Origin of the sequence: Roseovarius sp. PS-C2 (genome assembly GCF_018862045.1) — a bacterium.
Lineage (GTDB): Bacteria > Pseudomonadota > Alphaproteobacteria > Rhodobacterales > Rhodobacteraceae > Roseovarius.
Genome location: NZ_JAHKSQ010000002.1, coordinates 504,881 through 528,618 on the forward strand (window position 1 = coordinate 504,881; position 23,738 = coordinate 528,618).

General features: G+C 59.8%; 30 protein-coding genes and 1 pseudogene. 12 read left to right on the forward strand and 19 right to left on the reverse strand.

Translation table 11 applies throughout. The features are described 5' to 3' along the window. Window positions 1–20: 20 nt before the first annotated feature. Entirely contained in the window at window positions 21–926 is a 906-nt protein-coding gene (locus KPG71_RS05840) for a LysR family transcriptional regulator (RefSeq protein ID WP_216337164.1), read from the reverse strand. Between the two features lie 130 nt (window positions 927–1,056). Here KPG71_RS05840 and KPG71_RS05845 point away from each other — a divergent pair, with 130 nt between their 5' ends. From KPG71_RS05845 to KPG71_RS05865, 5 genes are all read left to right on the forward strand, one after another. Beyond that, window positions 1,057–1,632, forward strand: a complete 576-nt coding sequence (locus KPG71_RS05845; protein ID WP_216337165.1) for an NADPH-dependent F420 reductase — start codon at window positions 1,057–1,059, stop codon at window positions 1,630–1,632. A gap of 24 nt (window positions 1,633–1,656) precedes the next feature. Then, on the forward strand, window positions 1,657–2,088 hold the full coding sequence (locus KPG71_RS05850) for a DoxX family protein (protein ID WP_216337166.1): 432 nt from the start codon (window positions 1,657–1,659) through the stop codon (window positions 2,086–2,088). A 56-nt stretch (window positions 2,089–2,144) separates the two neighbouring features. Further along, on the forward strand, window positions 2,145–2,966 hold the full coding sequence (gene ygiD / locus KPG71_RS05855) for a 4,5-DOPA dioxygenase extradiol (RefSeq protein WP_216337167.1): 822 nt from the start codon (window positions 2,145–2,147) through the stop codon (window positions 2,964–2,966). Window positions 2,967–2,978: 12 nt separating this feature from the next. Continuing rightward, window positions 2,979–3,959 carry a glutathione S-transferase family protein gene (locus KPG71_RS05860; RefSeq protein ID WP_216337168.1) on the forward strand — a complete coding sequence of 327 codons (981 nt, stop codon included), beginning with the start codon at window positions 2,979–2,981 and terminating at the stop codon, window positions 3,957–3,959. A 145-nt stretch (window positions 3,960–4,104) separates the two neighbouring features. Then, window positions 4,105–4,950, forward strand: a complete 846-nt coding sequence (locus tag KPG71_RS05865) for an SDR family oxidoreductase (protein ID WP_216337169.1) — start codon at window positions 4,105–4,107, stop codon at window positions 4,948–4,950. A gap of 357 nt (window positions 4,951–5,307) precedes the next feature. Here KPG71_RS05865 and KPG71_RS19615 read toward each other — a convergent pair. The 5 genes and pseudogenes from KPG71_RS19615 to KPG71_RS05885 all read right to left on the reverse strand — a co-directional run. Beyond that, window positions 5,308–5,388: pseudogene (locus KPG71_RS19615) on the reverse strand (IS6 family transposase); the annotation flags it as partial. A 42-nt stretch (window positions 5,389–5,430) separates the two neighbouring features. Next, window positions 5,431–6,354 carry a cation diffusion facilitator family transporter gene (locus KPG71_RS05870; protein ID WP_216337170.1) on the reverse strand — a complete coding sequence of 308 codons (924 nt, stop codon included), beginning with the start codon at window positions 6,352–6,354 and terminating at the stop codon, window positions 5,431–5,433. A gap of 144 nt (window positions 6,355–6,498) precedes the next feature. After that, entirely contained in the window at window positions 6,499–7,155 is a 657-nt protein-coding gene (locus KPG71_RS05875) for a copper resistance protein B (RefSeq protein WP_253196117.1), read from the reverse strand. Window positions 7,156–7,233: 78 nt separating this feature from the next. Beyond that, window positions 7,234–9,036, reverse strand: a complete 1,803-nt coding sequence (locus tag KPG71_RS05880; protein WP_216337172.1) for a copper resistance system multicopper oxidase — start codon at window positions 9,034–9,036, stop codon at window positions 7,234–7,236. A gap of 197 nt (window positions 9,037–9,233) precedes the next feature. Beyond that, window positions 9,234–9,536, reverse strand: coding sequence for a hypothetical protein (locus KPG71_RS05885; protein WP_216337173.1), 303 nt, complete (start codon window positions 9,534–9,536; stop codon window positions 9,234–9,236). Between the two features lie 237 nt (window positions 9,537–9,773). Between KPG71_RS05885 and KPG71_RS05890 the strand changes: the two genes are divergently transcribed. The 5 genes from KPG71_RS05890 to KPG71_RS05910 all read left to right on the forward strand — a co-directional run bounded on the left by KPG71_RS05890 (window position 9,774) and on the right by KPG71_RS05910 (window position 13,104). Further along, window positions 9,774–10,232 carry a cytochrome c gene (locus tag KPG71_RS05890; protein ID WP_216337174.1) on the forward strand — a complete coding sequence of 153 codons (459 nt, stop codon included), beginning with the start codon at window positions 9,774–9,776 and terminating at the stop codon, window positions 10,230–10,232. Beyond that, a complete protein-coding gene (locus KPG71_RS05895; RefSeq protein ID WP_216337175.1) occupies window positions 10,232–10,579 on the forward strand; it encodes a hypothetical protein in 348 nt (115 codons plus the stop codon). The genes KPG71_RS05890 and KPG71_RS05895 overlap by 1 nt, the downstream gene beginning before the upstream one ends. Window positions 10,580–10,624: 45 nt before the next feature. Then, entirely contained in the window at window positions 10,625–11,158 is a 534-nt protein-coding gene (locus KPG71_RS05900) for a plastocyanin/azurin family copper-binding protein (protein ID WP_216337176.1), read from the forward strand. A gap of 87 nt (window positions 11,159–11,245) precedes the next feature. After that, window positions 11,246–12,640, forward strand: a complete 1,395-nt coding sequence (locus KPG71_RS05905) for a multicopper oxidase family protein (protein WP_216337177.1) — start codon at window positions 11,246–11,248, stop codon at window positions 12,638–12,640. A gap of 62 nt (window positions 12,641–12,702) precedes the next feature. Further along, window positions 12,703–13,104, forward strand: coding sequence for a cytochrome c (locus tag KPG71_RS05910; RefSeq protein ID WP_253196137.1), 402 nt, complete (start codon window positions 12,703–12,705; stop codon window positions 13,102–13,104). 379 nt (window positions 13,105–13,483) lie between these two features. On the opposite strand, the gene KPG71_RS05915 is transcribed toward KPG71_RS05910, so the two are convergent. From KPG71_RS05915 to KPG71_RS05940, 6 genes are all read right to left on the reverse strand, one after another. Next, entirely contained in the window at window positions 13,484–13,993 is a 510-nt protein-coding gene (locus tag KPG71_RS05915; RefSeq protein WP_253196118.1) for a YHS domain-containing (seleno)protein, read from the reverse strand. A gap of 45 nt (window positions 13,994–14,038) precedes the next feature. Beyond that, window positions 14,039–14,476 (reverse strand): isochorismatase family protein, encoded by a 438-nt coding sequence (locus KPG71_RS05920; RefSeq protein WP_216337179.1) that lies wholly within the window; start codon window positions 14,474–14,476, stop codon window positions 14,039–14,041. 188 nt (window positions 14,477–14,664) lie between these two features. After that, the gene (locus KPG71_RS05925; RefSeq protein WP_216337180.1) at window positions 14,665–14,859 is read right to left on the reverse strand and encodes a hypothetical protein; all 195 of its coding nucleotides are present in this window, start codon (window positions 14,857–14,859) and stop codon (window positions 14,665–14,667) included. Between the two features lie 61 nt (window positions 14,860–14,920). Next, entirely contained in the window at window positions 14,921–15,529 is a 609-nt protein-coding gene (locus KPG71_RS05930; protein WP_216337181.1) for a pyridoxamine 5'-phosphate oxidase family protein, read from the reverse strand. Window positions 15,530–15,539: 10 nt separating this feature from the next. Next, window positions 15,540–16,004: a nuclear transport factor 2 family protein gene (locus tag KPG71_RS05935; protein ID WP_216337182.1), complete on the reverse strand. Its 465-nt coding sequence runs from the start codon at window positions 16,002–16,004 to the stop codon at window positions 15,540–15,542. Window positions 16,005–16,090: 86 nt separating this feature from the next. Next, the gene (locus tag KPG71_RS05940; RefSeq protein ID WP_216337183.1) at window positions 16,091–16,639 is read right to left on the reverse strand and encodes a carboxymuconolactone decarboxylase family protein; all 549 of its coding nucleotides are present in this window, start codon (window positions 16,637–16,639) and stop codon (window positions 16,091–16,093) included. 170 nt (window positions 16,640–16,809) lie between these two features. Between KPG71_RS05940 and KPG71_RS05945 the strand changes: the two genes are divergently transcribed. Beyond that, a complete protein-coding gene (locus tag KPG71_RS05945) occupies window positions 16,810–17,394 on the forward strand; it encodes a TetR/AcrR family transcriptional regulator (RefSeq protein WP_216337184.1) in 585 nt (194 codons plus the stop codon). Between the two features lie 245 nt (window positions 17,395–17,639). On the opposite strand, the gene KPG71_RS05950 is transcribed toward KPG71_RS05945, so the two are convergent. The 7 genes from KPG71_RS05950 to KPG71_RS05980 all read right to left on the reverse strand — a co-directional run bounded on the left by KPG71_RS05950 (window position 17,640) and on the right by KPG71_RS05980 (window position 22,924). Beyond that, on the reverse strand, window positions 17,640–17,990 hold the full coding sequence (locus KPG71_RS05950) for a hypothetical protein (RefSeq protein WP_216337185.1): 351 nt from the start codon (window positions 17,988–17,990) through the stop codon (window positions 17,640–17,642). Between the two features lie 392 nt (window positions 17,991–18,382). Beyond that, on the reverse strand, window positions 18,383–18,832 hold the full coding sequence (locus KPG71_RS05955) for a VOC family protein (RefSeq protein WP_216337186.1): 450 nt from the start codon (window positions 18,830–18,832) through the stop codon (window positions 18,383–18,385). Between the two features lie 49 nt (window positions 18,833–18,881). Beyond that, window positions 18,882–19,559 carry a DUF4386 domain-containing protein gene (locus KPG71_RS05960; protein ID WP_216337187.1) on the reverse strand — a complete coding sequence of 226 codons (678 nt, stop codon included), beginning with the start codon at window positions 19,557–19,559 and terminating at the stop codon, window positions 18,882–18,884. A gap of 36 nt (window positions 19,560–19,595) precedes the next feature. Next, complete coding sequence (locus tag KPG71_RS05965; protein ID WP_216337188.1) at window positions 19,596–20,486, reverse strand: EamA family transporter; 891 nt, start codon at window positions 20,484–20,486, stop codon at window positions 19,596–19,598. 182 nt (window positions 20,487–20,668) lie between these two features. After that, window positions 20,669–21,307 (reverse strand): DsbA family protein, encoded by a 639-nt coding sequence (locus tag KPG71_RS05970; protein WP_216337189.1) that lies wholly within the window; start codon window positions 21,305–21,307, stop codon window positions 20,669–20,671. Beyond that, entirely contained in the window at window positions 21,307–21,930 is a 624-nt protein-coding gene (gene wrbA, locus KPG71_RS05975; RefSeq protein WP_216337190.1) for an NAD(P)H:quinone oxidoreductase, read from the reverse strand. The genes KPG71_RS05970 and wrbA overlap by 1 nt, the downstream gene beginning before the upstream one ends. A 106-nt stretch (window positions 21,931–22,036) precedes the next feature. Beyond that, complete coding sequence (locus tag KPG71_RS05980; protein WP_216337191.1) at window positions 22,037–22,924, reverse strand: LysR family transcriptional regulator; 888 nt, start codon at window positions 22,922–22,924, stop codon at window positions 22,037–22,039. A gap of 669 nt (window positions 22,925–23,593) precedes the next feature. Here KPG71_RS05980 and KPG71_RS19825 point away from each other — a divergent pair. Next, window positions 23,594–23,738, forward strand: a 145-nt coding sequence (locus KPG71_RS19825; RefSeq protein ID WP_367397309.1) for a DUF3489 domain-containing protein, incomplete at its 3' end; no start/stop codon positions are given.

Here is a 23,738-nt window from a genome sequence, read left to right on the forward strand (position 1 = left end):
AGACCGCCGCCGATTGCGTCTCATCCCGGTTTTATTTGACAGTGCCCCTTTATGTCTTCGGCCGCGAATTCGATCAATGCGCGGACTTTCCGTGGCAGGGTCCGTCCTTCCAGGTAGACCGCCCCGATCGGGGCGATTTCCGAATGATGATCTTCGACAAGTGGGACGAGGGTGCCCGCTTCGACAAGATCACTCAAGGCAAAGCTTGGCACGTTGGCTAAGCCAAGGCCGCTGATAGCGAGTTCTACGGCAGCACGCGCGGAGTTGACCTGAAAGCGGCCCTTTATGGTGACAACAGTTTCCTTGCTGTCTTTGTGGAACACCCAGCGACGGGGGTTGCGTCTGTTGGTATCGACGATACAGGCGTGGTCCGAAAGGTCCTCGAGCGTCGTTGGCGTACCGTGGTGCGCAAGGTACTCAGGGCTTGCCACAAGCACACTGCGAAACGTGCCAAGCCGGCGGACCTTGAGCGATGCCTGATCGAAATGGCCGAGGCGGAAGGCCAGATCGAGGCCTTCGGCAGCGAGGTCCTGATGTCGGTCGTTCAGGCGCAGATCGATGGACAAAGCCGGATGGGCCGCCGCGAAACGGGCCAGCATGCCCACCACGTAGACCTCACCGAAAGTCACCGGCGCGGAAACGCGCAACATGCCCGAGAGTCCTTTCGAGCCCTCGGCAATCCCGCTGAGGACGTCGTCGAAATCGTCCAGCAGCGCAGGTGCGCGCGCAAGCAGGTCCGCTCCGGCGGGCGTCAACCCCACCTTGCGGGTCGTGCGTTGAAGAAGGCGGACGCCGAGCCGCGCTTCTAACTCGCCCACGTATTTGGATGTCAGCCGATTCGAAATGCCCAGCTGATCGGCGGCAGCCGTGAAGGACCCGGTCTGGGCGGTGGCGACAAAGGCGCGGATCTGGTCGATGCGGTCCATGGTTAAATTGAGAACATTTTGGCGATAGTCATTCTATAACATCGCCATTTTGTTGTCGGTATGCAAGGCGTAGTTTGGCTGCAGATCGAAACACACCGTCATACCTGGCGGTAAAGAGATGGAGAAGACCATGAAGATCGCAATCATAGGGAACGGCAATGTGGGCTCAGGCCTCGCCAAGGCCCTTTCTGGAATATCGCATGACGTGGCCGCTTACGGTCGCGAAGCTGATATTGGCGCCGCAGTTGCAAGCGCAGATATCGTCATTCTGGCCACACCCTACGAGGCCGCGGCGGACCTGGCGACGAAGGCGGATTACGCCGGCAAGATTGTCGTCGATGTCTCGAACCCTGTCTCAGAGGATTTCTCGGGCTTGCAGGTCGGACACGACAGCTCGGCCGCCGAGGAGATCGCTGCTGCATTGTCCGGTGCCCGGGTCGTAAAGGCCTTCAATACCGTCTTCGCGCAACACTATGGCGGGGACCTTAAACTGGGCGAAACGCCGATCCAGACCTTCGTTGCCTCCGATGACGATGACGCCAAGGAAACGGTGAAGGCGCTGGCCGTTGAAGCCGGGCTCGACGCACTCGATGCCGGTCCGCTGAAAAACGCCCGTTACCTCGAGCCGCTCGGTTTCTTGAACATTCAATTCGGATACGTGCTCGGCAAGGGCACGGAGATTGCACCGCGCTGGCAAACGGCCTGAACAAGATCCCATGGAGTGATTGACATGTCTATCGAATCCGCAACCATCAAAGCTGACCTCGCCGCCCTTATCCTTCGCGTCACAAGCGGTGTGGCCTTCCTCGCCCATGGCTGGATGAAGGTGAGCCTGTTCACCATCCCCGGCACCGTGGCCTTCTTCGAAAACCTCGGTCTGCCAGGGTTCTTCGCCTACTTGACGATTCTCGGCGAGTTGGCTGGCGGTCTCGCGCTGATCCTCGGCGTAGGTGTCCGCGCCGTCTCAATCCCGCTCATCGCGATCCTGCTGGGATCGGTCTGGGCGCACTCCGGTTACGGCTGGAGCTTCTCGAATGAAGGCGGCGGCTGGGAATTCCCGTTGTTCTGGACCGTCGTCCAAGGCGTGATCTTGCTGCTCGGCGCCGGGGCCTACGCACTGCGCCTCCCGGTCCTCGATCGCATCTTCGGCAGATTCGCCTAAGGAGAACACTACTTCCGGGTCGCCGTGGGCGACCCGGCATAGACAGGAGATACCTCATGCAGACTCATAGCCTTCAAGACCTCCGCGACAAGTTCGCGCCGACCGATCGGATGCCGGTGGTGTTTCTTGGACACGGCAGCCCGATGAACGCGATCGAAGATACTGCGTTCAGCCGCGCCTGGACCGAGTTGGGCCAGAGCCTGCCCCGTCCAAAGGCCATTTTGGTGGTCTCGGCACATTGGATGACCCGAGGAACGACGCTGGTTGATGTCTCGGCAATGCCGAAAACGATTCACGATTTCTACGGCTTCCCGCAGGCGCTGTTCGAAGAACAGTACCCGGCGCACGGCAAGCCAGAGTTGGCCCGCGAGGTGGTGACGCTGCTCAAAAGCCACCGCGCGCAGGAGGATGACCGCTGGGGCCTGGATCACGGTGCCTGGGCCGTTCTGAAATTTCTCTATCCCGAGGCCGACGTGCCGGTCTTCCAGGTCTCGATCGACATGAGTCGCGAGCTCACACATCAACTCGAGATCGGCAGGACCCTGTCGGAGTTGCGCGACCGCGGTGTGCTGATCCTCGGTTCGGGCAATGTTGTCCACAACCTGGGAGCCATGCGACCTGGCGGCAAGCCGCTGGATTTCGCGCTGGAATTCGACAGGCTTTTTGCCGACCGCCTCGCGGACCGCGACTTTGCCGCGCTAGCCGACACCGAAAGCCTAGGCTCGCTTCTGCGCGCCGCTCATCCCAGTGTCGATCACTACCTGCCCGCGCTCGCCATCGCTGGCGCGTCGGATGCGCGCGACGATCTGACCTTTATGACCGATGCCATCGACCTCGGGTCGGTGTCGATGCGGTCCTTCATCTTTCACGCGAATTGAGGAGACGCGATCATGCTTGTCGACGGAAAATGGGTGGAAAATTGGCAGCCGGTGCAGAAGGCCGACGAGAAGGGCCGCTTCGTACGTCAGGTCTCCAGTTTCCGCAACTGGATCACGCCGGACGGTCGCCCCGGTCCAACCGGGGAGGGCGGTTTTGAGGCCGAGCCCGGTCGCTATCGGCTCTATGTCGCGCTGATCTGCCCTTGGGCGTCGCGTACGCTGATCGCCCGCAAGCTGAAGGGGCTCGAGAATGTGATTGCGGTGACCGTGGTGAATCCGGCCCTAACCGATCAGGGTTGGAGCTTCGGCGGCTTTCCCGGTGCGGATGAGGACCCGCTCTTCGGGGCCAGCTACATGCACGAGCTCTACACGCGCGCCGATCCGCAATTCACCGGACGCGCGACCGTGCCTGTACTCTGGGACACGAAGCGGAACGTGATGGTGAACAATGAAAGCGCCGACATCCTGCGCATGCTGGACACGGCTTTCGAGCACCTCGTGCCCTCGGAGATCTGCCTGTATCCGGAAGCGCACGCGGTAGAAATCGACGTGCTCAACCCGCGGATCTACGATCTGCTGAATAACGGCGTCTACAAGGCTGGCTTTGCAACGTCGCAAGCGGCTTATGACGAAGCGATGGACGGCGTGTTCGCGATGCTCGACGAGCTCGAGGTCAGCCTGACTGGCGATTACCTCTTGGGCGAAACGCTGACGGAGACGGATATCCGGGCCTTCGTGACGCTGATACGGTTCGACGCGGCCTATCACGGTCTTTTCAAAACCAACCGCCGTGAAATCCGCGACTATCCGCGCCTGTCGGCCTATCTCGCCCGCATCCTGGCCGTCCCCGGCGTCCGCGAAACCGTAAACATGGACCACATCTTGCAGGGATATTACTCGATCAAGGCGCTCAATCCGCTTGGCGTTGTGCCGAAACCGCCGGCCCATGTCGCCGCACTGCTTGACGCGGCCACAGGCAGTGCCCGTCAGTAACAAAGATAGATGCGCCCGGTCCTGGTAGTGGCCGAAAACCACGCGCCACCTGGCGCTCCGGGTGTCATCCCGGCCATAGTTGCGACGACACCGCCAATGGCCGCCATAACGGCATGAACACATCAAATCAGTAAGAGGAAAGACCATGACTATTGCAGTAACCGGAGCAACCGGACAACTCGGACGGCTCATCATCAAGCGGCTGAAAGAGAAGGCGGGAGATGAGGCGATCATCGCGCTGGCCCGGACCCCTGCGAGGGCGCAGGATCTGGGTGTCGACCTGCGCGCGAGTGACTACGAGGACCGCGAGAGCCTTGATGCCGCTCTCGAAGGCGTTGACACACTGATGTTCATCTCGGCCAGCGAGATCGGCAAACGCGTGTCTCAGCACCGCAATGTGATTGAAGCCGCCAAGTCGCGAGGCGTCAAACGCGTCGTCTACACGAGCCTGTTGCACGCCGACAGGAGTCCCATCTCGCTGGCCGACGAGCACCGCCAGACCGAAAAAATGCTGGCCGAGTCCGGCCTGGAAGTCACTCTGCTGCGCAACGGCTGGTATACCGAGAACTACGCAGCCGCAGTTCAGGCGGCGGTCGCACATGGCGTGTTGGTCGGCAGCGCAGGAGAAGGGCGTATCTCTTCGGCGACGCGGGACGACTACGCCCAAGCCGCAGTCGTGACCCTGACCACGGGTGGTCATGCCGGCAAGACCTACGAATTGTCGGGCGACGAGGCCTACACACTTACTGATCTGGCCGCTGAAGTTTCCCGCCAGACTGGCCGGGAAATTCCCTACAAGGATTTGCCACGCGACGAATACGCACATATTCTGACCGGCGCCGGGCTCGACGCCGGCTTTGCCGCTGTTGTGGCCGATTTCGATGTCGCTGCCTCTGAGGATGCACTCTATGACGAAGGCCGCACGCTGTCGCAGTTGTTGGGTCGTCCAACAGTATCTCTTGCCCAGGCTGTCGATGCTATGTTGAATTGATCCAGATGGACGGCCCGCAGGAGCGGGCCGTTTCGCCTCTTTAAATAGCTAAATGCGTCGGACAAATAACGGTATTTCGGTAAGCGGCCATTTGAACCCGTGCGCGTAGGGAAAGCAGACCACACAGACCTAAAGTGCTGCTCTGTATCCGTCTTCTGACAGCCGCTCTGATCGTACCTATCACGCTCATCGTCCGTGTCTTGAGCATTGCATAGCTTTGAGCCGATCGGCGGCCCAATCTGACTGGTCCTGATCGAACCTGAGTGCATGGCTGGCCGGGCTACGGCCGGGATGAGGGTTGAGGTGCCCCTAGTTTCCTAGACACCTGCCTGGTTCAGTTTGTGCTGTCTGTTTTCGAAACCTGACATACAACATAACGGCCAGGCAGATGATTTCCCGGCTGGTTTTGAAATACTTGAACGGGACGCGTCTTGTCATCCGGGCAGGCTAGGCTGCCGCCGATTGCGTCTCATCCCGGTTCTATTTGACAGTGCCCGCCGTTACGTCGATTTTCTCGGCTCCGCTTTCGTCAAGGCACTTGGTTTCGATCTGGAGGGTAACGAAGAAGAAGCCGAATTCCGATTTCAGCATCGCCTGCGCCTTTTCCAGAAGATCATGCGATTCTACACTGTCTGACACGCGCAGGTGACCGGAAAAGACGTTGTGGCCACTGGTCAGCGTCCATGCATGGACGTGATGGACATCTTTCACCCCGTCCAGGTTCTCCAGCTTGTCGATGACCTCGGACAGGTCGATGCCGTCAGGTGTTCCTTCCATCAACAGGCGCATGGAATCCCGCAGGATGCCCCAACTGGCCCATAGCAGGACAAAGCCGAAGGCCATGCCCAGGATCGGATCGATCAACAGGAAGCCCGTGAACTTGATCACAAGGGCTGTCACGATGATCAGCAGGCTTCCGACAAATGTCTGAATGATATGCCAGAGCGCTCCGCGCACATTTAGGTCGCTTTTGCTCTGTTTCCAGATCAGGCCGAGCGAAATGAACTCGGTTACAAGACCGCCCGCCGCGGCAAGCAGCATCGGCCCCGTCGGCAAATCGATTGGAGAGCCCATGCGCATTGCCGCCATGTAGATCACGATCAGGGCCATACCCAGAAGAAAGCCGCCATTGACCAGCGCACCAATAATTTCCGAGCGATACCAGCCAAAGCTGAAATCCTTGTCAGCGGGGCGTTTGGCCAGGCGTGCCGCGATGATCGCTACAAGTACGCCACCGACGGCTGAAAAGGTGTGGAAGGCATCCGAGATAACCGCAATCGAGCCCGTCCAGAGCCCTATACTCATCTCGATGATGAAATAGATGCCGGTCAGCCAAGCCGAAATCGCCATGCCACGTCCGCTTGACGGCATGTGCCCGGCGTGAGGGTTTCCATGATCGTTCATTCCACTTCCTTTCCACGCAGGGTTTTGTTGCCAAAGCGCATGTTGCGTAAGTGTCCGATTGTTTCGACTGGCATGTGTCTGGTGCGTGATGTTCGGGCACCAGGGCCGCCCCGGTGGCGTGCCTGCCAACGGGGCGGCTCTTTCTCAGAACATCAGGCGCGTACCGAACACCACTGAAAACGCATCGGTTTTTTCGCCGCTTGCGCGCCGCCAGTCTGCCGTACCGCCATAGGCCTTTTCGTAGTTGACGCCGATATAAGGCGATACAGCGCGATCAATGAGATCATAACTCAGACGGGCCCCGATTTCGAGGATCGGCCCCCCTGCGCGGCGACCTGCGGCAAGGTCATCCTTCAGGGGGATGTCGATCTCGATACTGGGCGTCAGGATCAGCCTGTTGGTAAGTAGGGCTTCGTAATCGGCCTCGACCCGGAAGAACGGATGGTCCGACAGGTAAAGATCGGCATCGATTTCGAACCATTGCGGGGCAAGGCCTTTGATACCGAGAACGCCATTGAAACGGTCAGGGCCGTTGTCGGGTGTGCTGGCTTGAATCCCGATGACCGCATCAAAGAAATCGGAGACCGGCATTTGCAGGCGCAGCTGGTTTTCCAGTCCCTCGAATTCGTCCGAAGTGAGGCCGAATTCGCCCTTGCTGCGCCATACAAGCTTGAGTTCGTCCGATCCGACAAAGGCATCGAAATCCCATGCGAAGGCATCTTCTCCGTCAAGCGAGCGGTATTCCAGTTGTTCGGCCTGGAACCCGTATATCAGGGGTTCAGCCGTTGCGGTCGTCGGCATTGCCACTGACAGGGCCATAAGGGCCGGGGGCATTGTTTTAGGGAATATCATATTCGTTTTCCTTGGATTCTTGCCGGATCAGGCCGGGCGGCCCTTGACCACCACCTTGCGGAACATGCCGCCATCGGCGTGGTAGGAGAGGTGACAGTGAAAGGCCCATTGGCCGGGCGCGTCGACTTCGACCTCGATGTCGGTCGTGGTTCCGGGCTGGACGCTGACCGTATGCTTGATCGGGTCGTGCGCACCTTTGCCGGTATCGAGGATTGACCACATGCCATGCAGGTGCATCGGGTGCGCCATCATCGTTTCGTTGATGAACCGGATACGTACCCGCTCGCCGTGGTTCAGTATGATCGGGTCGGCGTCGTCGAATTTCACCCCGTTGATGGACCAGATGTATCGTTCCATGTTGCCGGTCAGGCGCAGTTCGATCGTTCGTGATGGCGCGCGGTGGCGATAGCGTGGCCTTGCGGCCCGCAGATCCGAGTAGGACAGGAACCTGCCGCCGTTGTATGCCTTTGGTGTCAGGCCGCTGCCCGGCGCATAGAATGGTTCGCCGTCTGCCATGCCTTGCTGCATGGACATGCCCGACTGGGTCATACCCTGCATGGGGGTTTGATCTGATTGCGCCATGTTGGCATGGTCCATGCCGCTCATATCGCTCATGCCATTCATGCCGGGCATGTCATGGGCGTTCTGCATGACGTGATCGCCCATATCCATGCCTCCCATCATGCCGTTCATATCGGCCATGGTCAGCAGGGGTTTCGTCCTGAGCGGCGGAACGGCCCCGGCGTGTCCCTGTTTGGGGGTCAGCGTCCCCCGAACCAGGGCGGTGCGGCCCATGGATTCGGCGATGATGCTGTAAACCTTGTGTTCGCGTGGTTCGACGATCACGTCATAGGTTTCCGCCACCGCGATCCGCAATTCATCTACGGTAACGGGTCTGACGTCATTGCCATCGGCCTGAACGACGGTCATCCCGAGGCCCGGAATACGAATATCGAAATAGGTCATCGCAGACGAGTTCACGAACCGCAGGCGGATTTTCTCGCCGGGTTTGAACAGTGCTGTCCAGTTCTGCGCTGTGCTGCGCCCGTTGATGAGCGGTGTGAACCCCTGAACATCCTCGATATCCGTGGGCATCATCCGCATCCGTCCCCACATGCCGCGCTCTTTCAGGGCTGCCTTGAGGCCGGATTGCCGGGTGTCGTTGACCAGGTCCTGAAAGGTGCGTTGCGAGCGGTTGTAATAGTCCGGCATCATCTTGAGGTTACGCATGATACGCCGCCCCGGATGGGGGTGCTTATCGGCGAGTTGCACCACGTAATCGCGATCCGCACGGAAGCGTTCGCCGTTTTTCGGTTCGATCACGATGGCCCCGTATGCGCCGTCGGGTTCCTGAAAGCCCGAGTGGCTGTGGAACCAGTAGGTGCCGGCCTGAACGATCGGAAAGCGATAGGTGAAGGTTTCGCCGGGCGCGATGCCGTTGAAGCTGATGCCCGGGACGCCGTCCTGACGGAAGGGCAGGATCAACCCATGCCAGTGGATCGACGTGCTTTCGCGCAGGTTGTTGGTGACGTTGATCGTGACCTCTTCGCCTTCTTTGAACCGCAGAACGGTGGGAATCTGGCTTTGGTTATAACCGACGCCCATTTTCCGGAAACTGCCGGTATCGATCCGAATGCGATCAACCGTAATGTCATATGTCCCGGTCGAGGTGGTCCTGGGTGATCCGTGTGCTTTCAGAATGGTCGGGGTGGCAATGGCCGCCGCAGCGGCCAGTCCGAAATTGCGCCGTGAAAGGTGGTGGTTTGACTTGGCGGATGACGTGAGGGCGGTGCCCGATAAGGCACTTCGTTTGCTTGCGAAGAAACGCATCGTGTTTCCTTCCAGATGTATCGTTTACCGCGTGTTGAAATTTCACGCGCTGTTTTGGGGAGGTTTTTTGAAGTTCGGCCACGGTCAACGGGCAAGCAGCCTGTTTTCTGGCGCGGCCCGCAGGACCGTCTGGATATCAGACGCAGTTGCTCAGCCCCGCGGTATTGGCCGCATGGGGGCGTTGCCGAAGGGGGCGATTACGCGCGTGGCGGTGGAAAGCTGGCTTGCGGTGAAATACCGATGGCTCGAATTTCGATGCGAGGGTGGTATTGAACCGAAACGCTGTGGATACGCCCGATCGGGGCGACATCCAGAACGACGAATGACAAGCAATGCAAGGACATGCCGGGGCAATCGGCGCCGTTTCCATGTATGGCGGCAAGGCTATCGCAGTCCGTGGATTGCATGGCCGCGTGTTGGCTTTGATCGCCGCCGGGCGCAGGCATGTCGGGCAGGACAAAGGGGATCGCCACAGCGATCAGGGCCGCAAGCGCGGCCATGTGAAACCGTCGTGCAAGTCTGAAAAACCGCATCCGTTACAAGCCCATTTGCCTTTGCGCCGAAAAGCATGCGCGGTTTCAGGAAAATGGCAAGCCGGTTTCCGGTTACATCCGATCAGGAGATTGTGATCGCATTCGGCTTGACCTTCCAGCGCTGGAATCTGGGCAGTTAGCCAAAACACGGGAGTCGCCATCGTCCTTAAGAAGCGCGACCGGCAGAATGTGGAATCGCTGAGCATGAGCAGACATTACTGGATAATCGCTTTGATATTGATCGTGGGTGGTGGCGCACTGATTTGGCGTTCTGTCACCCCCGGCCAGTCTCCGGCAGAGTACAGCATGACACCGGCTGACACGTCGGGAATTGCCGAGGGGGCCGCACTGGTCGAGGTGCGTTTGCCGGGCGAACTGTCGCCTCAAGCGCAAATCGGTGAACGTGCCTTTGAAGCGAAATGTTCAACTTGCCACGGAACCAGCGCCTCAGGGCGGGCAGGCAAGGGGCCGCCGCTGGTTCACAGGATTTACGAACCCAACCATCACTCGGACATGGCGTTCGTTCTGGCCGCGAAGAATGGCGTGCGGTCGCATCATTGGACATTCGGCAACATGCCTCCGGTCGATGGGCTGACTGATGGCGAAGTCAAGGCCATTGCGACATATGTCCGGGAACTCCAGAAAGAAAACGGTATCCATTGATGACCTTCGGGGGGCGATTGCGCCGGATCGTTATGGGCCTGTTGCCGGGGCTTGCGGTGCTATTGCTTCTTTTCGCCCCGCAGGCCGCCGAGACTGAGGGCCTGGCCAGCCATGTCCTTCATCACGCCAAATCCACGGGCGTGGCCGTATCCGGCCTGTCAAATGGCGGGCATCCGAACGAGATCTGTCATAAGGGGCCGGTTTGTTCCCCGATTGATCTTCGCATCGCGCAAAGCACGTCCTGCTTTGTACAACGGTCATTTGACATCGTGGCTCATGTCGCTGCGGTCCATGCGCGTGAGGTCATTCTCACCTTCGATCCTCCACCGCCGCGAACGTTTGCCTGATCCACTCATCAGCCAACCAATTCGCAAGATCAAAAGGATCAACAGATGATCACCAAAAGCAAGACAGTTATCGTATTCGCCGCGGCGCTGGCCGCGTCCACCTCTGTGACGTTCGCAGGCGGAAGCCATGGCGGCGGCCACGGCGAAAGCGCCGGGATCGGCAAACCCGGCACGCAGGAAAATGCCAGCCGCACGGTTGAGGTCAGTATGACCGAGATGAAATACAGCCCTTCAAAGATCGAGGTGAAACAGGGTGAGACCATCACCTTTGTCGTCAGCAATGACGGGCGCATGGTACATGAATTCAATCTCGGGACGCATGACATGTGGAACGGTCATTCGCACGAAATGCGCTCCATGATGCAAAAGGGCATGATGACCACGCGCAAGTTGTTCCACGACAAGATGAAATCTGCCGGTATGATGCATGACGATCCCAACAGCGTCCTGCTGGAGCCGGGCGAAACCGCCGAAATCACCTGGACGTTCAGCGAAGACAGCGAAATGGGTTTCGCCTGCAATGTGCCAGGCCATCGCGAAGCTGGTATGGTAGGTGAAGTCAGGTTCGGCGGCGGTTGATCCCCAACCGCACCCGATAAAAGCGGCAACCTGTTTTGGAGGGGCGCGGCATGCGCCCTTCCACCTCTTTGAAAAGGATGACAGTGCGTGACGACACGAAGAGCATTTCTTGCAGGTGGGGCGGCTTTGGCCTCGTCTACTGCGGTCCCGGTGGCCGCATGGGCCGGTGCCCAAGGCAAAACGGTACTGGAAGCCAAAGAGGGAACGGCGCAGATCGCACCCGCGGGGTACGCCAGGACCGCGATATGGGGGTACGATGGTGGCGTGCCCGGCCCGGAAATCCGGCTGCGACAGGGCGACCGGCTACAGCGGACGTTCCTGAACGGTTTGCCCCAGCCCTCCACTGTGCATTGGCACGGGCTGCGTATCGACAACGCAATGGACGGCGTTCCGGGCCTGACGCAGCAGGCGGTGCAACCCGGTCAGACGTTCGACTATAGCTTCACCGCGCCGGATGCGGGAACCTATTGGTATCACGCGCATGAACGCTCGACCGAGCAGGTGGCGCGTGGCCTGTATGGTCCGCTGATTGTCGAGGAACCGGAGCAACCGGATGTCGACCGCGAGGAGGTGCTGGTTCTGGACGACTGGCTGCTGAACCCCGAAACCGCCCAACTGGACCCTGACTACATGGCGCGCCACGATCGCAGCCATGCAGGACGGCGCGGCAATCTGATCGTGACCAACGGGCGATACGACCTGTCCATTCCCGCCCGCCGTCACGAACGGCTCAGGCTAAGGCTGATCAACGCGGCCAATGCCCGGATTTTCGAACTCGGCCTTGCGGGATTCGAGGGCTGGGTTCTGGCTGAAGACGGGATGCCGCTGGCGGCACCACGAAAGATCGCTGGCACGTTCCTTTTGGGGCCGGGACAGCGGATGGACCTGTTCGTGGATGTCGTTGCCGAAGCCGGGGACATGGCTCATCTGGTGCATGTCGTCGATGGCGAAGGGCTGGCGCAGGTATCGTTTCCGGTTCAGCGCGACAACAGCCGCACACGCCGCGCGCCGCCCACGGCGCTTCCTGCGAACCCGGCGATGGAGATATCCGGCCTCGAGGCCGCGCAAAAGGCCCGGCTTCACATGGAAGGCGGCGCGATGGGCCGGTTGCAAACGGCTGTTCTGGACGGAAAGGAAAGGACATTCCGCCAGCTTGTGCAGGCCAATCAGTTCTGGTCCTTCAACGGAACGGTCGGCATGACGGACACGCCTTTGGTCGCGGTCGACAAGGGCAGGGCTGTCAGGCTTGAAATCTTCAATGACACGGTATTTCCCCATGCGATGCACCTGCACGGGATGCATTTCCGCGAGGTCATGACAGACGGGCAATTTGGCCCGCTTCGCGATACGTTGCTGATGATTGGCGGCCAGAACCGCGAGATCGCCTTTATGGCGGACAATCCGGGGGACTGGTTGTTTCATTGTCATATGCTGGGCCATGCGGCCTCGGGGATGATGACATGGGTCAGGGTGGCCGCATGACGATGCGCCGTACAATAGTCGCGGCATTGGCCGGGGGTGTCATCGCGTTCCTTTGGGGGACGATGGCAAGTGCTGAAACGGCGAAGGCTTCTGTCGAAATGGCCAGCGACCCCGCGCAGGGGGAACGTCTTTATGGTGAATATTGCGCATCCTGTCATGGTGCCAATCTTGAGGGGCAACCGAATTGGCAAAGCGCGGGCGAAGATGGCCGCTTTCCGGCGCCACCGCATGATGCAAGCGGACACACCTGGCACCATAGCGATGCCTTGCTTTTTTCCTACACGAAATTTGGCGGTCAGGCGGTCATGGCCGAACAAGGGGTTGCGTTCGACAGTGCAATGCCGGGGTTTGGCGACCGTCTGAGCGATCGGGACATCTGGGACATACTCGCGTTCATCAGATCCACATGGCCAGAGCGCATGCGTCAAATTCAGGAAGAACGCACGAATCTTGGCAGCGAATAGATGGAAGTCCGGTGAGGGGCGCGCGATGAAGAGGTGGTCGAATTCCAAGTGGACCATCCGAGCTGACGAAATATCATGTTTGTAATCATGTAAAGCGGGTGGTGCTTGTTCACTGAAGGCTTCGGTATCTGGGCACCTCGGGGCGATAGCCAGTATCAAGCCGTCAGTGTTGATTGTTTCAGCGAGATATCGATATCTGACCGGGTACATATGTCCAAATCATGCGTCGTGCATATTGGTGAAGGTGGGTTCACAGAAAGATTGGCGGACAGCAGACCTCCACTGCGCTCACCGAGAACGTCTGCTATCCCTCACTCTGCGGCACGGTGGACGACTCGAGAACTAGCCCGCGTCGCCTAAATTCTAGCGAGAATCTCAATTAAAGATCGCTTGCAGCGATATGCATGATCGCTGGCCACTTGGCCTCGGCACCTGCTATGACCCCCGCAGGGTCTTCTTGGTATTTCGCCAGGATGGCGGCATTCACGAAAAGATAGAGTTTGCCATCCTTGATATCGGCATAGCGGACATCGCCGTCGAGTTTCGCGCCAACGAAGACGCCGAATGCGCAGAATCCTCCGAACTGGGGCAGGTAGCCTGCCGGGTTCGCCTCGAACATCTTCTCGGCCTCGGCAGAGGCGAAGTAGTAGTCAACACCATCATGCGTCATGGCATGCGTGGCGTTCCCGACAACTGGGCCCTGGTCGCCGAACATCGAAACCGGATCAACGCCGTGCAGTCCAAGCGGGTGCCCGGAAAGGGTGAGGCCGTTAACAACATTGTATTCGTCGGCAGCATTGGCCCAAGTGGCGAGGGCGAAGGTGGCCGCGGAGGCGACGGCTAGGATAGTGGTCCAGGTGGCGATGCCCTTAATGAGTTGGGAAGTCATTGGAAGTCTCCTTCAGGTTTAGATGAAAGGTGGGTCTTGGGAAAATCAGCTTGCGGCGGCGATGCGCTTCACGGCGTGGTCCGTCCACCAGACGCCGTTGGCAACCATGCGGAAATTGATGATGGCGGCGAGATACCCATCGCCCTTGGGCACTTTGGCTCCCGCCGTTGCGACGCGGACCACGGCCACTTCGTAGCCTAGCTCCAGCAACTCGTAGAGGTGCGCTTGTGAGCAAAGGTTTGCGGACATGCCGGCCAGGATCACCTTGTCGATCTGCGGCAGGCCAGGTGTCTTGGGTTCGGCGCAATAGGCACGGGCCTCGTCGGTAGCCGCCAAGGCGGCACCACCAGTAAAGGCCGCGGTCCCAGCAGTGGCGCTGGCCGCAGCCCCGGTAAGAACCCGGCGGCGAGCCAGATCGACGTATTCGGGCGTGATGCCGCAGCCGCAGTTGGGGCCGTGGTCATGTTTATGGTCGTGTTTCATGGTCAGTTTCCTATTCAGGGGTGAGGACAGCGCGGCGTCATTGCCGCGATGCCAGGTTGCCGGGATCACACCGACCGCATCAGGAGACAGCTGTCACTTGGTCACGGTCGTGGATCACGCCGCGGGCGAGAGGGAGCGATGTCCGCTTTCCTTCGGAGCCGGCACCGTCGGGGCTGCCGGTATCGGGGTCAGTTCGCTGGCAATTCGGTCAATGCGAGGGCGCAGGCGGCTGTTTTCATGGGCGCGTGGCCGTCGTGGGCGGCATTGGCGGCCACCCCTATATGGGCTGGATCGAGTTCCGTCATGGCCGACGGTATCGCGATGTTGCCGACGGCAATCGCCATGGCCAAGGCCGAGATGAGACGCGAGTTTCTGTCTTTCATTTTAATGATCCACTTCGTGGCTTGAAATTCGGGCCTGCGCCCTTGGGATTGATCCTTCCGGTCAGGTCGGGGAAATCCCGGCCTTGATCAGTTGTCCTTCAAGTGCCTGAATGCGCTCCTCCAGGCGGAGGATTTCGCCACCATGTTCGGTATCGGTGCGGCGCACCGGGATGTGCTGGGGACAGTTCCAGTCATAGGCTTCAATACGAATGATGATCGCGCGCTCCGCCGGTGGGGCAACGGGCGTGGAGAGCAAACCGATCACTCTGGCATTTTCGGAAATTTCGACAGTTCCCCAGAGCTTCAGCCGCTTGCGCGCCATGTAGTCGACGGCAATGATCGCCACGCGGGGATTGGTGCGCAGGTTGCCGGTGCTGATATACTGCCGATTACCACGGTAATCGGCATAGGCTATGGTCTGCGGGTCGAGCACCCTGAGAAACCCGGGGACGCCGCCACGGAACTGCACGTAGGGCCAACTTGTTTCCGAGACAGTAGCTTGGAACATCCCGTCGCGTGCCTCAAGGAAGGTAGCTTCGCGCTCAGTAAGGCTACGCCCGCCGTCGCGGTCGGGCGAGAGGGCACTCGCGTATAGCGTGGCAGAACCAAGGCGCTCCTGTTCGGCGCGCACGGTCGGCGTGAAGGCGATATCGGCAACTCCGAGAGGCATGGCTCCACTCCTATAGGCCAAGGGCCGACAGGCCGGGGTGCTCGTCCGGGCGACGCCCAAGAGGCCAATGAAAGAGACGCTCTTGTTTCGTTATTGGCACGTCGTTGATCGAAGCGATGCGTTGACGCATCAGGCCGTTTTCGGCGAATTCCCAGTTCTCGTTGCCATAGGCGCGGAACCATGAACCGGTGTCATCGTGGTATTCATAGGCGAACCGCACAGCGATCCGGTTGCTATGGTAGGCCCACAATTCCTTAATGAGCCGGTAGTCCAGCTCTCGCGCCCATTTGCGGGTAAGAAACTCTATGACCCTTTCGTGCCCTCGGAAGATCTCGGCGCGGTTGCGCCATCGACAATCGGGCGTATAGGCCTGGGCGACTTTTTCCGGGTTGCAGCTATTCCAGCCATCCTCGGCCATGCGGACCTTGGTGATGGCGGCACTTTCGTCGAAGGGCGGGAGAGGAGGGAGTGTCATGAAAATTCTCCGATAAGAGGAAATACTGGCGCCCCGACCGGGGGACAGGGAGCAATCCGGGGAGAGGATGCCGGGGCGCCTCGGGGTCAGGCCACCTTGGGGCTGACCACCGGAAAGTCGATTGGCGTGTCGAGCGCCGAATTGAGGTAGTTTGTCAGCGTGTTGATCGCGACATGAGCGACGATCTCGACAATCTCCGCCTCCGAGTATCCCGCGGCCTTGATGGCTGAGACATCGGCGTCAGCGACATGGCCGCGTTCGATCACGAGAGCGACGGCAAAGCGAATGGCGGCCTCGGCCTTCACATCCTGTGACTTACCGGCGCGGTTTGCGGCGATCTCCGCCTTGTCGAGCTTGGCCACGTGCGTGCCAAGATAGGTATGGGCGGCCAGGCAATAGTCGCAGCCGTTGACCTGTGCCACGGCGAGCGCGATGCGCTCGCGGGTCCTGGTGTCGAGGCTGCCCTTGGCGAGCGCGCCGTTGAGGCCGAGATAGCCTTCGAGCGCGGCGGGGCTGTTCGCGGTAATGCGGAACAGGTTCGGCACGCTGCCGAGCATTTTTTTCACGCCTGCAAGAAGCGGCTGAGCCGCAGTCGGGGCGGTTTCGATCGAAGGGGGAAGTGCGATGCGGGTCATGGTGTTGCCTCACTCTGATTGGTTCGAATGGATAGAATATATACAGACAAGTCTGTCTATGAACAAGATCAGGAATCTTAAATACTTTCAAAATGCCATCACTTAATCGCTTGAAAATTTGCGTTAGTTGCGCCATAATTATACAGAACTGTCTGAATATGTTATGAATTATGCCAAAGTCTCGTCGTGACGATCTTATAGAAACCGCCTTGAAACTTTTTTATTCGGGCGGCTTCAACGCCACAGGAATCGACAAAATTCTGGAAGAATCCGGCGTTGCGAAGATGACGCTCTACAATCACTTCCGCTCCAAGGATGAACTGATTCTCGCGGTGCTGCACCGGCGTGACGAACAGTTCCGCAACTGGCTGATGGGGGAAATGGACAAGTCCTCCGCCGAACCGCGCGGGCGTCTGCTGGCGATGTTTGACGCGCTCGAAACTTGGTTCGAGGGTCGGGCGTTCAAGGGGCTGGGCTTTCACGGCTGCGCGTTCATAAACGCCGCCGGAGAATTCAGCGATCAATCCCATCCTGCGCACCGCGCCGCAGCCGAACACAAGCGCAGTATCTTGGAATATCTGGAACGTCTCTGCATCGAGGCCGGCGCGTCCGATCCGGCAAAGCTCGCCGAGCAACTGGCCTTGCTTAAGGAAGGGGCCATCGCCACCGCCCATGTGCGCGGGATGCCCGAGGTGGCGCAGGTCGCCAAGGAAATGGCCGCTGGGGCGATCGACGCAGCCCTCGCCGAGGTATAGGTGGCTTCACGGGGCGAGCTTGTGAGATCATTTCCGGCGAGTTGGATGCATCTCCCAAAATGCGCATCATTACCGAAACCTTGATGAAGGCCCGAGCCTCGGTTTGCTATCAGATAAGGGTGATGGAAAAGAGGCTTTGAGCAATCGCGAAAGAGAGCTCTATACCTGCCCGACCCAAACTGTATTCAAAGTCCCCTCGCCAACCGCTTGGCGAGGGGTATTTAAAAACGGTGAGCCGAAACTATTTACCGACCACGAGGCCCTTGTTTGGCATCCAGATGATCTAGGCTGGGCGTTTCGAATGACGTCAGCTCGCGGGAGACGGTATTGGAGCTCAACGCCTCGTCAACGAGCTCGCGACTTTCCGAAGCAGAGTGCCCTCCGATGAGAACACGCTCGCCAAGCTTCTGAGCATGGTCAATCTCATAAATGTCATAATCGTCCATGGCGGCAAAATTGCTTTCACTGATCCAGTTGGGCACTTGGTCAGATGGGTTACGCTCTGTGGCATTTGCCGAAATTGCCGTCGCTGCTAGCGCTCCGGCAAATGCAAAGGCTGCCAAGCGGAGCATAGGTGTTTTGGTTGCGTAGGTCATGTCAGTTTCCTTCTGTGTTCTAAGGTTGTGTCAGCTTTGTTGAATGCGGGTCGGCCCGCTTGCTGTGGGGTAGAAATGCGCCCTCAAAGCTGGCCACAAAAGGCGTGTCTACGCGATGTGAGAAGATGGTAACGTCAAATCTCATGTGCGTGAAAAAACAGAACGACGTAGATCAACCCGGCGTGAACGACGCCATAAAATTGTTAATAAATTTATTTATTTTCAAATATTTACATTATTACAATCCGCCCTGCGAAAATGCACGAATACTGTGTCAATATGCAGTCCAAACCAACTCTGTAACATATCTGAGAAACGCCAGCGTAACTTCGGTGGAGACGACTGAACGAAGCGCTGGCCCGCATGGATCTTTCACAAGAGGCGACCCACGCCTATCCTGTCCAATTTGGATCTTTGGCAACCAACTCGACGGTGTTGCCGTCGGGATCAAAGGTGAAGACCCCGCGCCAACCGACCCAATCGAAGGTCTCGATGCGGGTCTCCAACCCAAGTTCCCTATACCAACCGATTGCCGCATCCTGTTCGGCCCAAGGCAAGCTGAGCGCGATATGATGCAGCGATGATCTTGGACCAGTCTCAGGCGGTTGGTCGCAGGCCCGGGTCTGGCCGGCGCTCTCGATGTCGTGGCGAAACAGGGCCAAAACGGCGGTGTGGCCTTCAAAGCCGTCGGCGATCCGGAAAAAGGCGATCGGAGCGTCTTGCAGGTCCCTCATCGGCTCAAGCCCGATCACATCGCGGTAGAACGCGACCATGGCGCTGTGATCGATGCAGCGGATGGCGATTTCGCCGAGCGCGCGGATGGTAAAGCCTCGTTCGGTCATTTGTTTATCTCCGGGTTGCTGTGATTTGGGGGGAAAGAAAGTTCTCATGTTACTTCGGCGCCTTCTGCAGAAGTAGACGCAGACAGAATGCCGTCTCGGCGAGGATCGTCAGCCCGTAGGCGGGTAGGAAGACCGGCAGTATTTCGGGTGGGAAGAACCGCAGGCAGCTGCCGCTGAGATAGACCACTCCGGCAAGCGCGAGCCCCGCACCGAACGCCTTGTCAATGAGACCCGAGCCCCAGACGAGAACGCCCATGATTAGGCTGTTCACTCCGAAGAAGACAAGTCCGAGATCGTAGCCGTGTGCATGCAGGTCGAGGAACATCAGCGCGAGCACCGGAGCTTCGGTCAGCCCGTCGGCGTACTTCAGCACCAACCAGGTTGCCAGCAGAGTCATGAGGCTCGTGGCGATCAGCGCCGTCTGGATCAGGTGGAACACCATTGCCGACAGCGCAAGGCTTGGTGCCACGGTGCGAAAGATCAGATAAAGTAGGATCGCAAGACCTGCATCGCTGAACGCCATCACGAGATCTACGGCGATGGCGAGGCGGAACTGGACCGGTGCCGCGAGGATCGCGGCGGCGGTCGCGTCAGCATCGCTGAAGTCGATCAGCGGACCGCGAAGGCCAAGCTCCGCCCAGAGACCCGAGATAATGATGACGAGGTAGAGAAGTCCGGCAAACCGGGCCTTCCGGGCGAGGTCGTCTGTGGGTGCAAGGGGGGTCATAAGGCGTTTACCTTTCCGAAAGAGTGATCAGACATATTATGCGCAGCTTTTGACCGGGCTCGTAGTGGCGACACCGACGGATGGGCGGTTCGCTCGCTGCCCGGCCCAGACAGAGCCGAGAATGATTGCTGCGCCAAAGCACTGTACGAGCGTGAGGGATTGGCCCAGCACCAGCCAGCCAAGCAACACGGCTGTCATGGGGCTCATCATGCCGAGCATCGAGACCGCGCCGGGCTCGATCCGGGCAATGCCCCGGAACCAGAGCGCATAGGTGGCCGCCGCGCCGATGAGCCCAAGCCAGATCAGCCCGGCCAGGTTCGTCGCTGTAAGCGGCGGCAGAGCGGGTTCCATGATTAGCGCCAGCGGCAACAGGATCAAACCTCCGGCAGTCAGCTGCCACGCGGTAAAGCTAAGGGCCGATACCGGCGGCTGCCATTTACGGCTGAGAACCGTGCCGGCTGCCATGGAAGCGGCACCACCAAGCCCTGCGGCGATACCCACGGAGTCGAGTGTGGCGTTGGGGCCTATCAGCAGCAGCGCCACGCCCAGAACGCCGGTGGCTGCAGCGGCGACCGCCCCCGCCCGGATCGGGGTGCCAAGCCAACCGCGCGCCATCAGGATCACCAACATGGCCTGCAAAGATCCCAGCGTGGCGGCGACGCCACCCGGAAGCCTGTAGGCTGCCACGAACAATAGCGCCCAGAACAGCGCAAAGTTGAAACTGCCAAGCAGGAAGGTCCGCCCGAGCCACGCGCGGGGTGGCAGGCGTCGCGTAAGGAGCAGCAGCAGCAGCCCAGCCGGCAGGGCGCGCAGCGCGGCAAGAGTTACGGGATAACCTGCTGGCAGCGCCTCGGTCGTGACGAGATATGTGCTTCCCCAGACGGCCGGGGCGAGCGCCGTGAGAAGAATGTCGGTTGTGCGGGACATGGGGTGTCTCCTGTCTATGGCTCACCAAAGCGGGTGAAGGGGCAAGCGCGGACGATGTGGCCAAGGGTCGAGGCCGATGTCGCGCATCAGGTGAGGCGGCAGATCGCGCGGAACGCCGCGCGGGATGCGGTGGAGGTGCCGGGCTGCAGTGTGTAGGAACGAGAGGGTCATGGCATTTCCTTTCAGGCGACGAGGCGGAGGGCGGCGCGCAGTTGCATGGCCAGATCCTCGCGCGGTCCGTTGACGAGGCGGGAACCGGTCTCGCGGACGAAGAGGGTCGGGATGGACCGGACCTGGAGGGCACGGGCGTATTGCCGGTCGGTCTCTACGGTACGAAGGGTTTCCGGGTCTTCGAGAACATCGGCGAAGGCTGCAGTTTCGAAGCCCAGTTCCTGCGCGGCGTGAAGCACGACCTCGGGATCCGCGATGTTCCGCGCCTCCGTCAGATGCGAGCGCTGCAGGTGATCGAACATGTCCCAATGGGCGGCCTGTCCGCCAAGCTGTTCCGCCGTCTTGCATCCCAACGCGGCAATCAGCCCGTGGGGATAGTCGAAGGGCGCGGCCCGCATGGCGTCGATATCGACAAGCTCCGGTCGGTCGCTGACTTGGCGGCAGACGGCCCAGTGCCCGAGGATGGTCTCGCGGGCGTCCTCGGGTGTGCCCCAGCGCGCGGTCATCTCGGCTGGGCTGGCCTGCAGGACGAAGGTCCGGTGCCGGATGTCGAGGTCAAACTCGGCGGCAAGCGCCCGCATCCGTGACGAGATGTTGAAGCACCAGCAGCAGACGACGTCGTGGAAGAAATCGATGGTGAGCGCGGGCATCAAGCTGCCTCCTCGGTCAGGGTGGCCCCCGAGAGGCGCGCGGCGATCCGCGCCACATGCGCGCCCTGGAAACGTGCGCCGGCGAGGTCGGTCTCGGTGGGCGCGCGCGAGCCATCGGCTCCGGCGATGGTGCCTGCGCCATAGGGCGCCCCGCCGACGATGCCTTGGGCCGTTGTCTGACCGGCGAAGGTGTAGGGCATGCCGACGATCAGCATCCCAAAGTGCTGGAGCGGAATCTGGGTTGAGAGCAGCGTCGCCTCATGCCCGCCATGCTGCGAGCCGGTGGAGGCGAAGACGGCTGCGACCTTGCCGACCAGTGCATTCCGCGCCCAGAGTCCACCGGCCTGATCGAGGAAGGATTTCATCTGCCCGGCCATCATGCCGAATAGCGTCGGCGTGCCGAAGATAATGGCGTCATATGTTTCCAAATCGGCAGGCGTGGCAATGGGCGTGTCATCCACTGCGAAGCCAGCCGTCTTCCGGACCTCATCCGGAACGGTTTCAGGCACGCGACGCAAGTCGACATGGGTGCCGGGCACACTGCGTGCCCCGTCGGCCTCGGCCTGTGCAAGGGCACGGACATGGCCGTAGCTGGAATAATAGAGAACGAGAACGTGGGTCATGGGATCCTCTCGGAGTTGGGGTTGCGATGCCCAAGAGGATCGGGTATGGGGGCGGCGGGAATAACCGGCCGGCTGTCACTTCATTCTTTACGCCCGTTGAAGAATGTCAGGGCCGAAGCGTCGCGCGCAGGTAATCGAGAAATGCAGTTACCTTCGCGTCCATGCCGAGGCGCGAGGCCGTCACAGCGAAGATCTCGGGCGCGGGAAGTTCCCAGTCGGGCAGCACCCGGACAAGATCGCCCCGTATCTCGGGCTCTTTCGAGACGAAATCCGGCAATGTGCCGATGCCCTGACCTGCGATCAGCAGGTCGCGCAGCACTAGGCTGTTACCGACCCGAACCGGCGGATCGAGATCGATCGTGGCCGTCCCGGAAGAGCCGTGCAGCTCCCATGATGTAAGGTGGTCCGCGAGCAGGAAGCCAATCACGCGGTGCCGTGCAATGTCATCGGGTGTCGACGGAGTACCTGCCCGTTTTAGGTAGGCGGGTGCGGCGAAGACCCTCTGATGCATTGTCCCAATCTTGCGCGCGACGAGTGCCGAGTCGGGAAGTCCGGCCCGGATGCGGATCGAAACGTCGAATCCACCCTCGACCATATCTATGACGCGATCATCCATTGATAGGGTGAGTCTGACGTCGGGATAGGCTTCGAGAAACTCAGGCAATATTGGGGCAATGACCGTCTGTCCGAAGGAACTGGACGCATTGACCTTCAGGTGCCCCCGCACTGACCCGGCGCCTTCGCGTATGCGCGTCTCGACCGTGGTCACGGCATTGAGAACGACGGTCGCCTCGTCGAGGTAGAGCCGCCCGGCATCGGTCAGCGACATGGAACGTGTCGTGCGTGTGAGCAATGTGGTCCCGAGGGATTCCTCAAGCAGCTTTATCTCGCGGCTCAGAAGGGCGGGCGAAACGCCCAGATCCTCCGCCGCCCGAGCGAAGCTGCCGCGTTCGACGATGCGGCGGAAGGCGTGCATGACCGAGAGCTTGTCCATTCCGGGTCTCCAACTCCTCACTAAAGACTGCTTGATACAGGAAGGCTGCGCCACGATACCATGTTCCGCGCCAAAGAACCGTAATCATTGAAACACTGGGCCCGAGAGATCGTAATGCACGCAATGGCCAGCGCAAGCTTTGGCGTCGAACCCGACGTTTTCTGCGCACAGCGTGAAAGGCAGCTATGGGCCGTATTCACCGAAACAACCAAACACTCAGATGGAAGAGAGTAGGATCGGAACCGACGGTTCTTCGTCCCCGAGATCTTCCGAGCCGATCTGCGCCGGAGACATCTGGCCAAATTATGCGCCGCATTTTGAGCAGAACGGGATTGAAGATAAACTGGCGCGGGCCAAACGCCTCAAAAAATGACCGGCTTGTGAGAGCCGGCCAGTCTAACAGGGAGGTAGGAGATATCGTTTCTCCATGCTTCACCTTACCATGAAACCGCCGTTGCGCTTGCTGCCTGAATGGTCAAATGCCACACCTGTGCTTTTCCGACATCACCTGCGACGGTGTAATGGTTGCTGCGCATGCCGTCTTTTCCCGCCCCCCGACTGGACTTCAGCGCCACGACGAGCATTGCTGTGCCCGCGCCCGAGCGATGCTTCGGGCTTCTGCCGGTAGCAGGGCTGACAACGGGTCGGCCCCCAAACCGGGAGACCCTCATGATCAAAACCAAGCCTCAAACCAAACCCTCGCGCAAATCCAAGGCAGAGCTTCTGCGCGACATGCTCACGCGCGCAGATGGTGCAAAGCTCGACGACCTGTGCAAGGCCACCGGCTGGCAGGCGCATACGGTGCGCGCGGCGC

What these genes read in the sequence shown, in the direction of transcription:
- KPG71_RS05940 (WP_216337183.1), bottom strand. Translation starts at nt 16,639, where the DNA reads ATGACCCGCATCGCACTTCCCCCTTCGATCGAAACCGCCCCGACTGCG.
- KPG71_RS05875 (WP_253196117.1), bottom strand. Translation starts at nt 7,155, where the DNA reads ATGCCGACGACCGCAACGGCTGAACCCCTGATATACGGGTTCCAGGCC.
- KPG71_RS05930 (WP_216337181.1), bottom strand. Translation starts at nt 15,529, where the DNA reads ATGCCTCTCGGAGTTGCCGATATCGCCTTCACGCCGACCGTGCGCGCC.
- KPG71_RS05955 (WP_216337186.1), bottom strand. Translation starts at nt 18,832, where the DNA reads ATGACCGAACGAGGCTTTACCATCCGCGCGCTCGGCGAAATCGCCATC.
- KPG71_RS05965 (WP_216337188.1), bottom strand. Translation starts at nt 20,486, where the DNA reads ATGTCCCGCACAACCGACATTCTTCTCACGGCGCTCGCCCCGGCCGTC.
- KPG71_RS05945 (WP_216337184.1), top strand. Translation starts at nt 16,810, where the DNA reads ATGCCAAAGTCTCGTCGTGACGATCTTATAGAAACCGCCTTGAAACTT.
- KPG71_RS05960 (WP_216337187.1), bottom strand. Translation starts at nt 19,559, where the DNA reads ATGACCCCCCTTGCACCCACAGACGACCTCGCCCGGAAGGCCCGGTTT.
- KPG71_RS05840 (WP_216337164.1), bottom strand. Translation starts at nt 926, where the DNA reads ATGGACCGCATCGACCAGATCCGCGCCTTTGTCGCCACCGCCCAGACC.
- KPG71_RS05880 (WP_216337172.1), bottom strand. Translation starts at nt 9,036, where the DNA reads ATGCGTTTCTTCGCAAGCAAACGAAGTGCCTTATCGGGCACCGCCCTC.
- wrbA (WP_216337190.1), bottom strand. Translation starts at nt 21,930, where the DNA reads ATGACCCACGTTCTCGTTCTCTATTATTCCAGCTACGGCCATGTCCGT.
- KPG71_RS05860 (WP_216337168.1), top strand. Translation starts at nt 2,979, where the DNA reads ATGCTTGTCGACGGAAAATGGGTGGAAAATTGGCAGCCGGTGCAGAAG.
- KPG71_RS05935 (WP_216337182.1), bottom strand. Translation starts at nt 16,004, where the DNA reads ATGACACTCCCTCCTCTCCCGCCCTTCGACGAAAGTGCCGCCATCACC.
- KPG71_RS05850 (WP_216337166.1), top strand. Translation starts at nt 1,657, where the DNA reads ATGTCTATCGAATCCGCAACCATCAAAGCTGACCTCGCCGCCCTTATC.
- ygiD (WP_216337167.1), top strand. Translation starts at nt 2,145, where the DNA reads ATGCAGACTCATAGCCTTCAAGACCTCCGCGACAAGTTCGCGCCGACC.
- KPG71_RS05845 (WP_216337165.1), top strand. Translation starts at nt 1,057, where the DNA reads ATGAAGATCGCAATCATAGGGAACGGCAATGTGGGCTCAGGCCTCGCC.
- KPG71_RS05920 (WP_216337179.1), bottom strand. Translation starts at nt 14,476, where the DNA reads ATGAAACACGACCATAAACATGACCACGGCCCCAACTGCGGCTGCGGC.
- KPG71_RS05900 (WP_216337176.1), top strand. Translation starts at nt 10,625, where the DNA reads ATGATCACCAAAAGCAAGACAGTTATCGTATTCGCCGCGGCGCTGGCC.
- KPG71_RS05925 (WP_216337180.1), bottom strand. Translation starts at nt 14,859, where the DNA reads ATGAAAGACAGAAACTCGCGTCTCATCTCGGCCTTGGCCATGGCGATT.
- KPG71_RS05890 (WP_216337174.1), top strand. Translation starts at nt 9,774, where the DNA reads ATGAGCAGACATTACTGGATAATCGCTTTGATATTGATCGTGGGTGGT.
- KPG71_RS05910 (WP_253196137.1), top strand. Translation starts at nt 12,703, where the DNA reads ATGGCAAGTGCTGAAACGGCGAAGGCTTCTGTCGAAATGGCCAGCGAC.
- KPG71_RS05870 (WP_216337170.1), bottom strand. Translation starts at nt 6,354, where the DNA reads ATGAACGATCATGGAAACCCTCACGCCGGGCACATGCCGTCAAGCGGA.
- KPG71_RS05950 (WP_216337185.1), bottom strand. Translation starts at nt 17,990, where the DNA reads ATGACCTACGCAACCAAAACACCTATGCTCCGCTTGGCAGCCTTTGCA.
- KPG71_RS05915 (WP_253196118.1), bottom strand. Translation starts at nt 13,993, where the DNA reads ATGACTTCCCAACTCATTAAGGGCATCGCCACCTGGACCACTATCCTA.
- KPG71_RS05970 (WP_216337189.1), bottom strand. Translation starts at nt 21,307, where the DNA reads ATGCCCGCGCTCACCATCGATTTCTTCCACGACGTCGTCTGCTGCTGG.
- KPG71_RS05865 (WP_216337169.1), top strand. Translation starts at nt 4,105, where the DNA reads ATGACTATTGCAGTAACCGGAGCAACCGGACAACTCGGACGGCTCATC.
- KPG71_RS05885 (WP_216337173.1), bottom strand. Translation starts at nt 9,536, where the DNA reads ATGGCCGCGCTTGCGGCCCTGATCGCTGTGGCGATCCCCTTTGTCCTG.
- KPG71_RS05980 (WP_216337191.1), bottom strand. Translation starts at nt 22,924, where the DNA reads ATGGACAAGCTCTCGGTCATGCACGCCTTCCGCCGCATCGTCGAACGC.
- KPG71_RS05895 (WP_216337175.1), top strand. Translation starts at nt 10,232, where the DNA reads ATGACCTTCGGGGGGCGATTGCGCCGGATCGTTATGGGCCTGTTGCCG.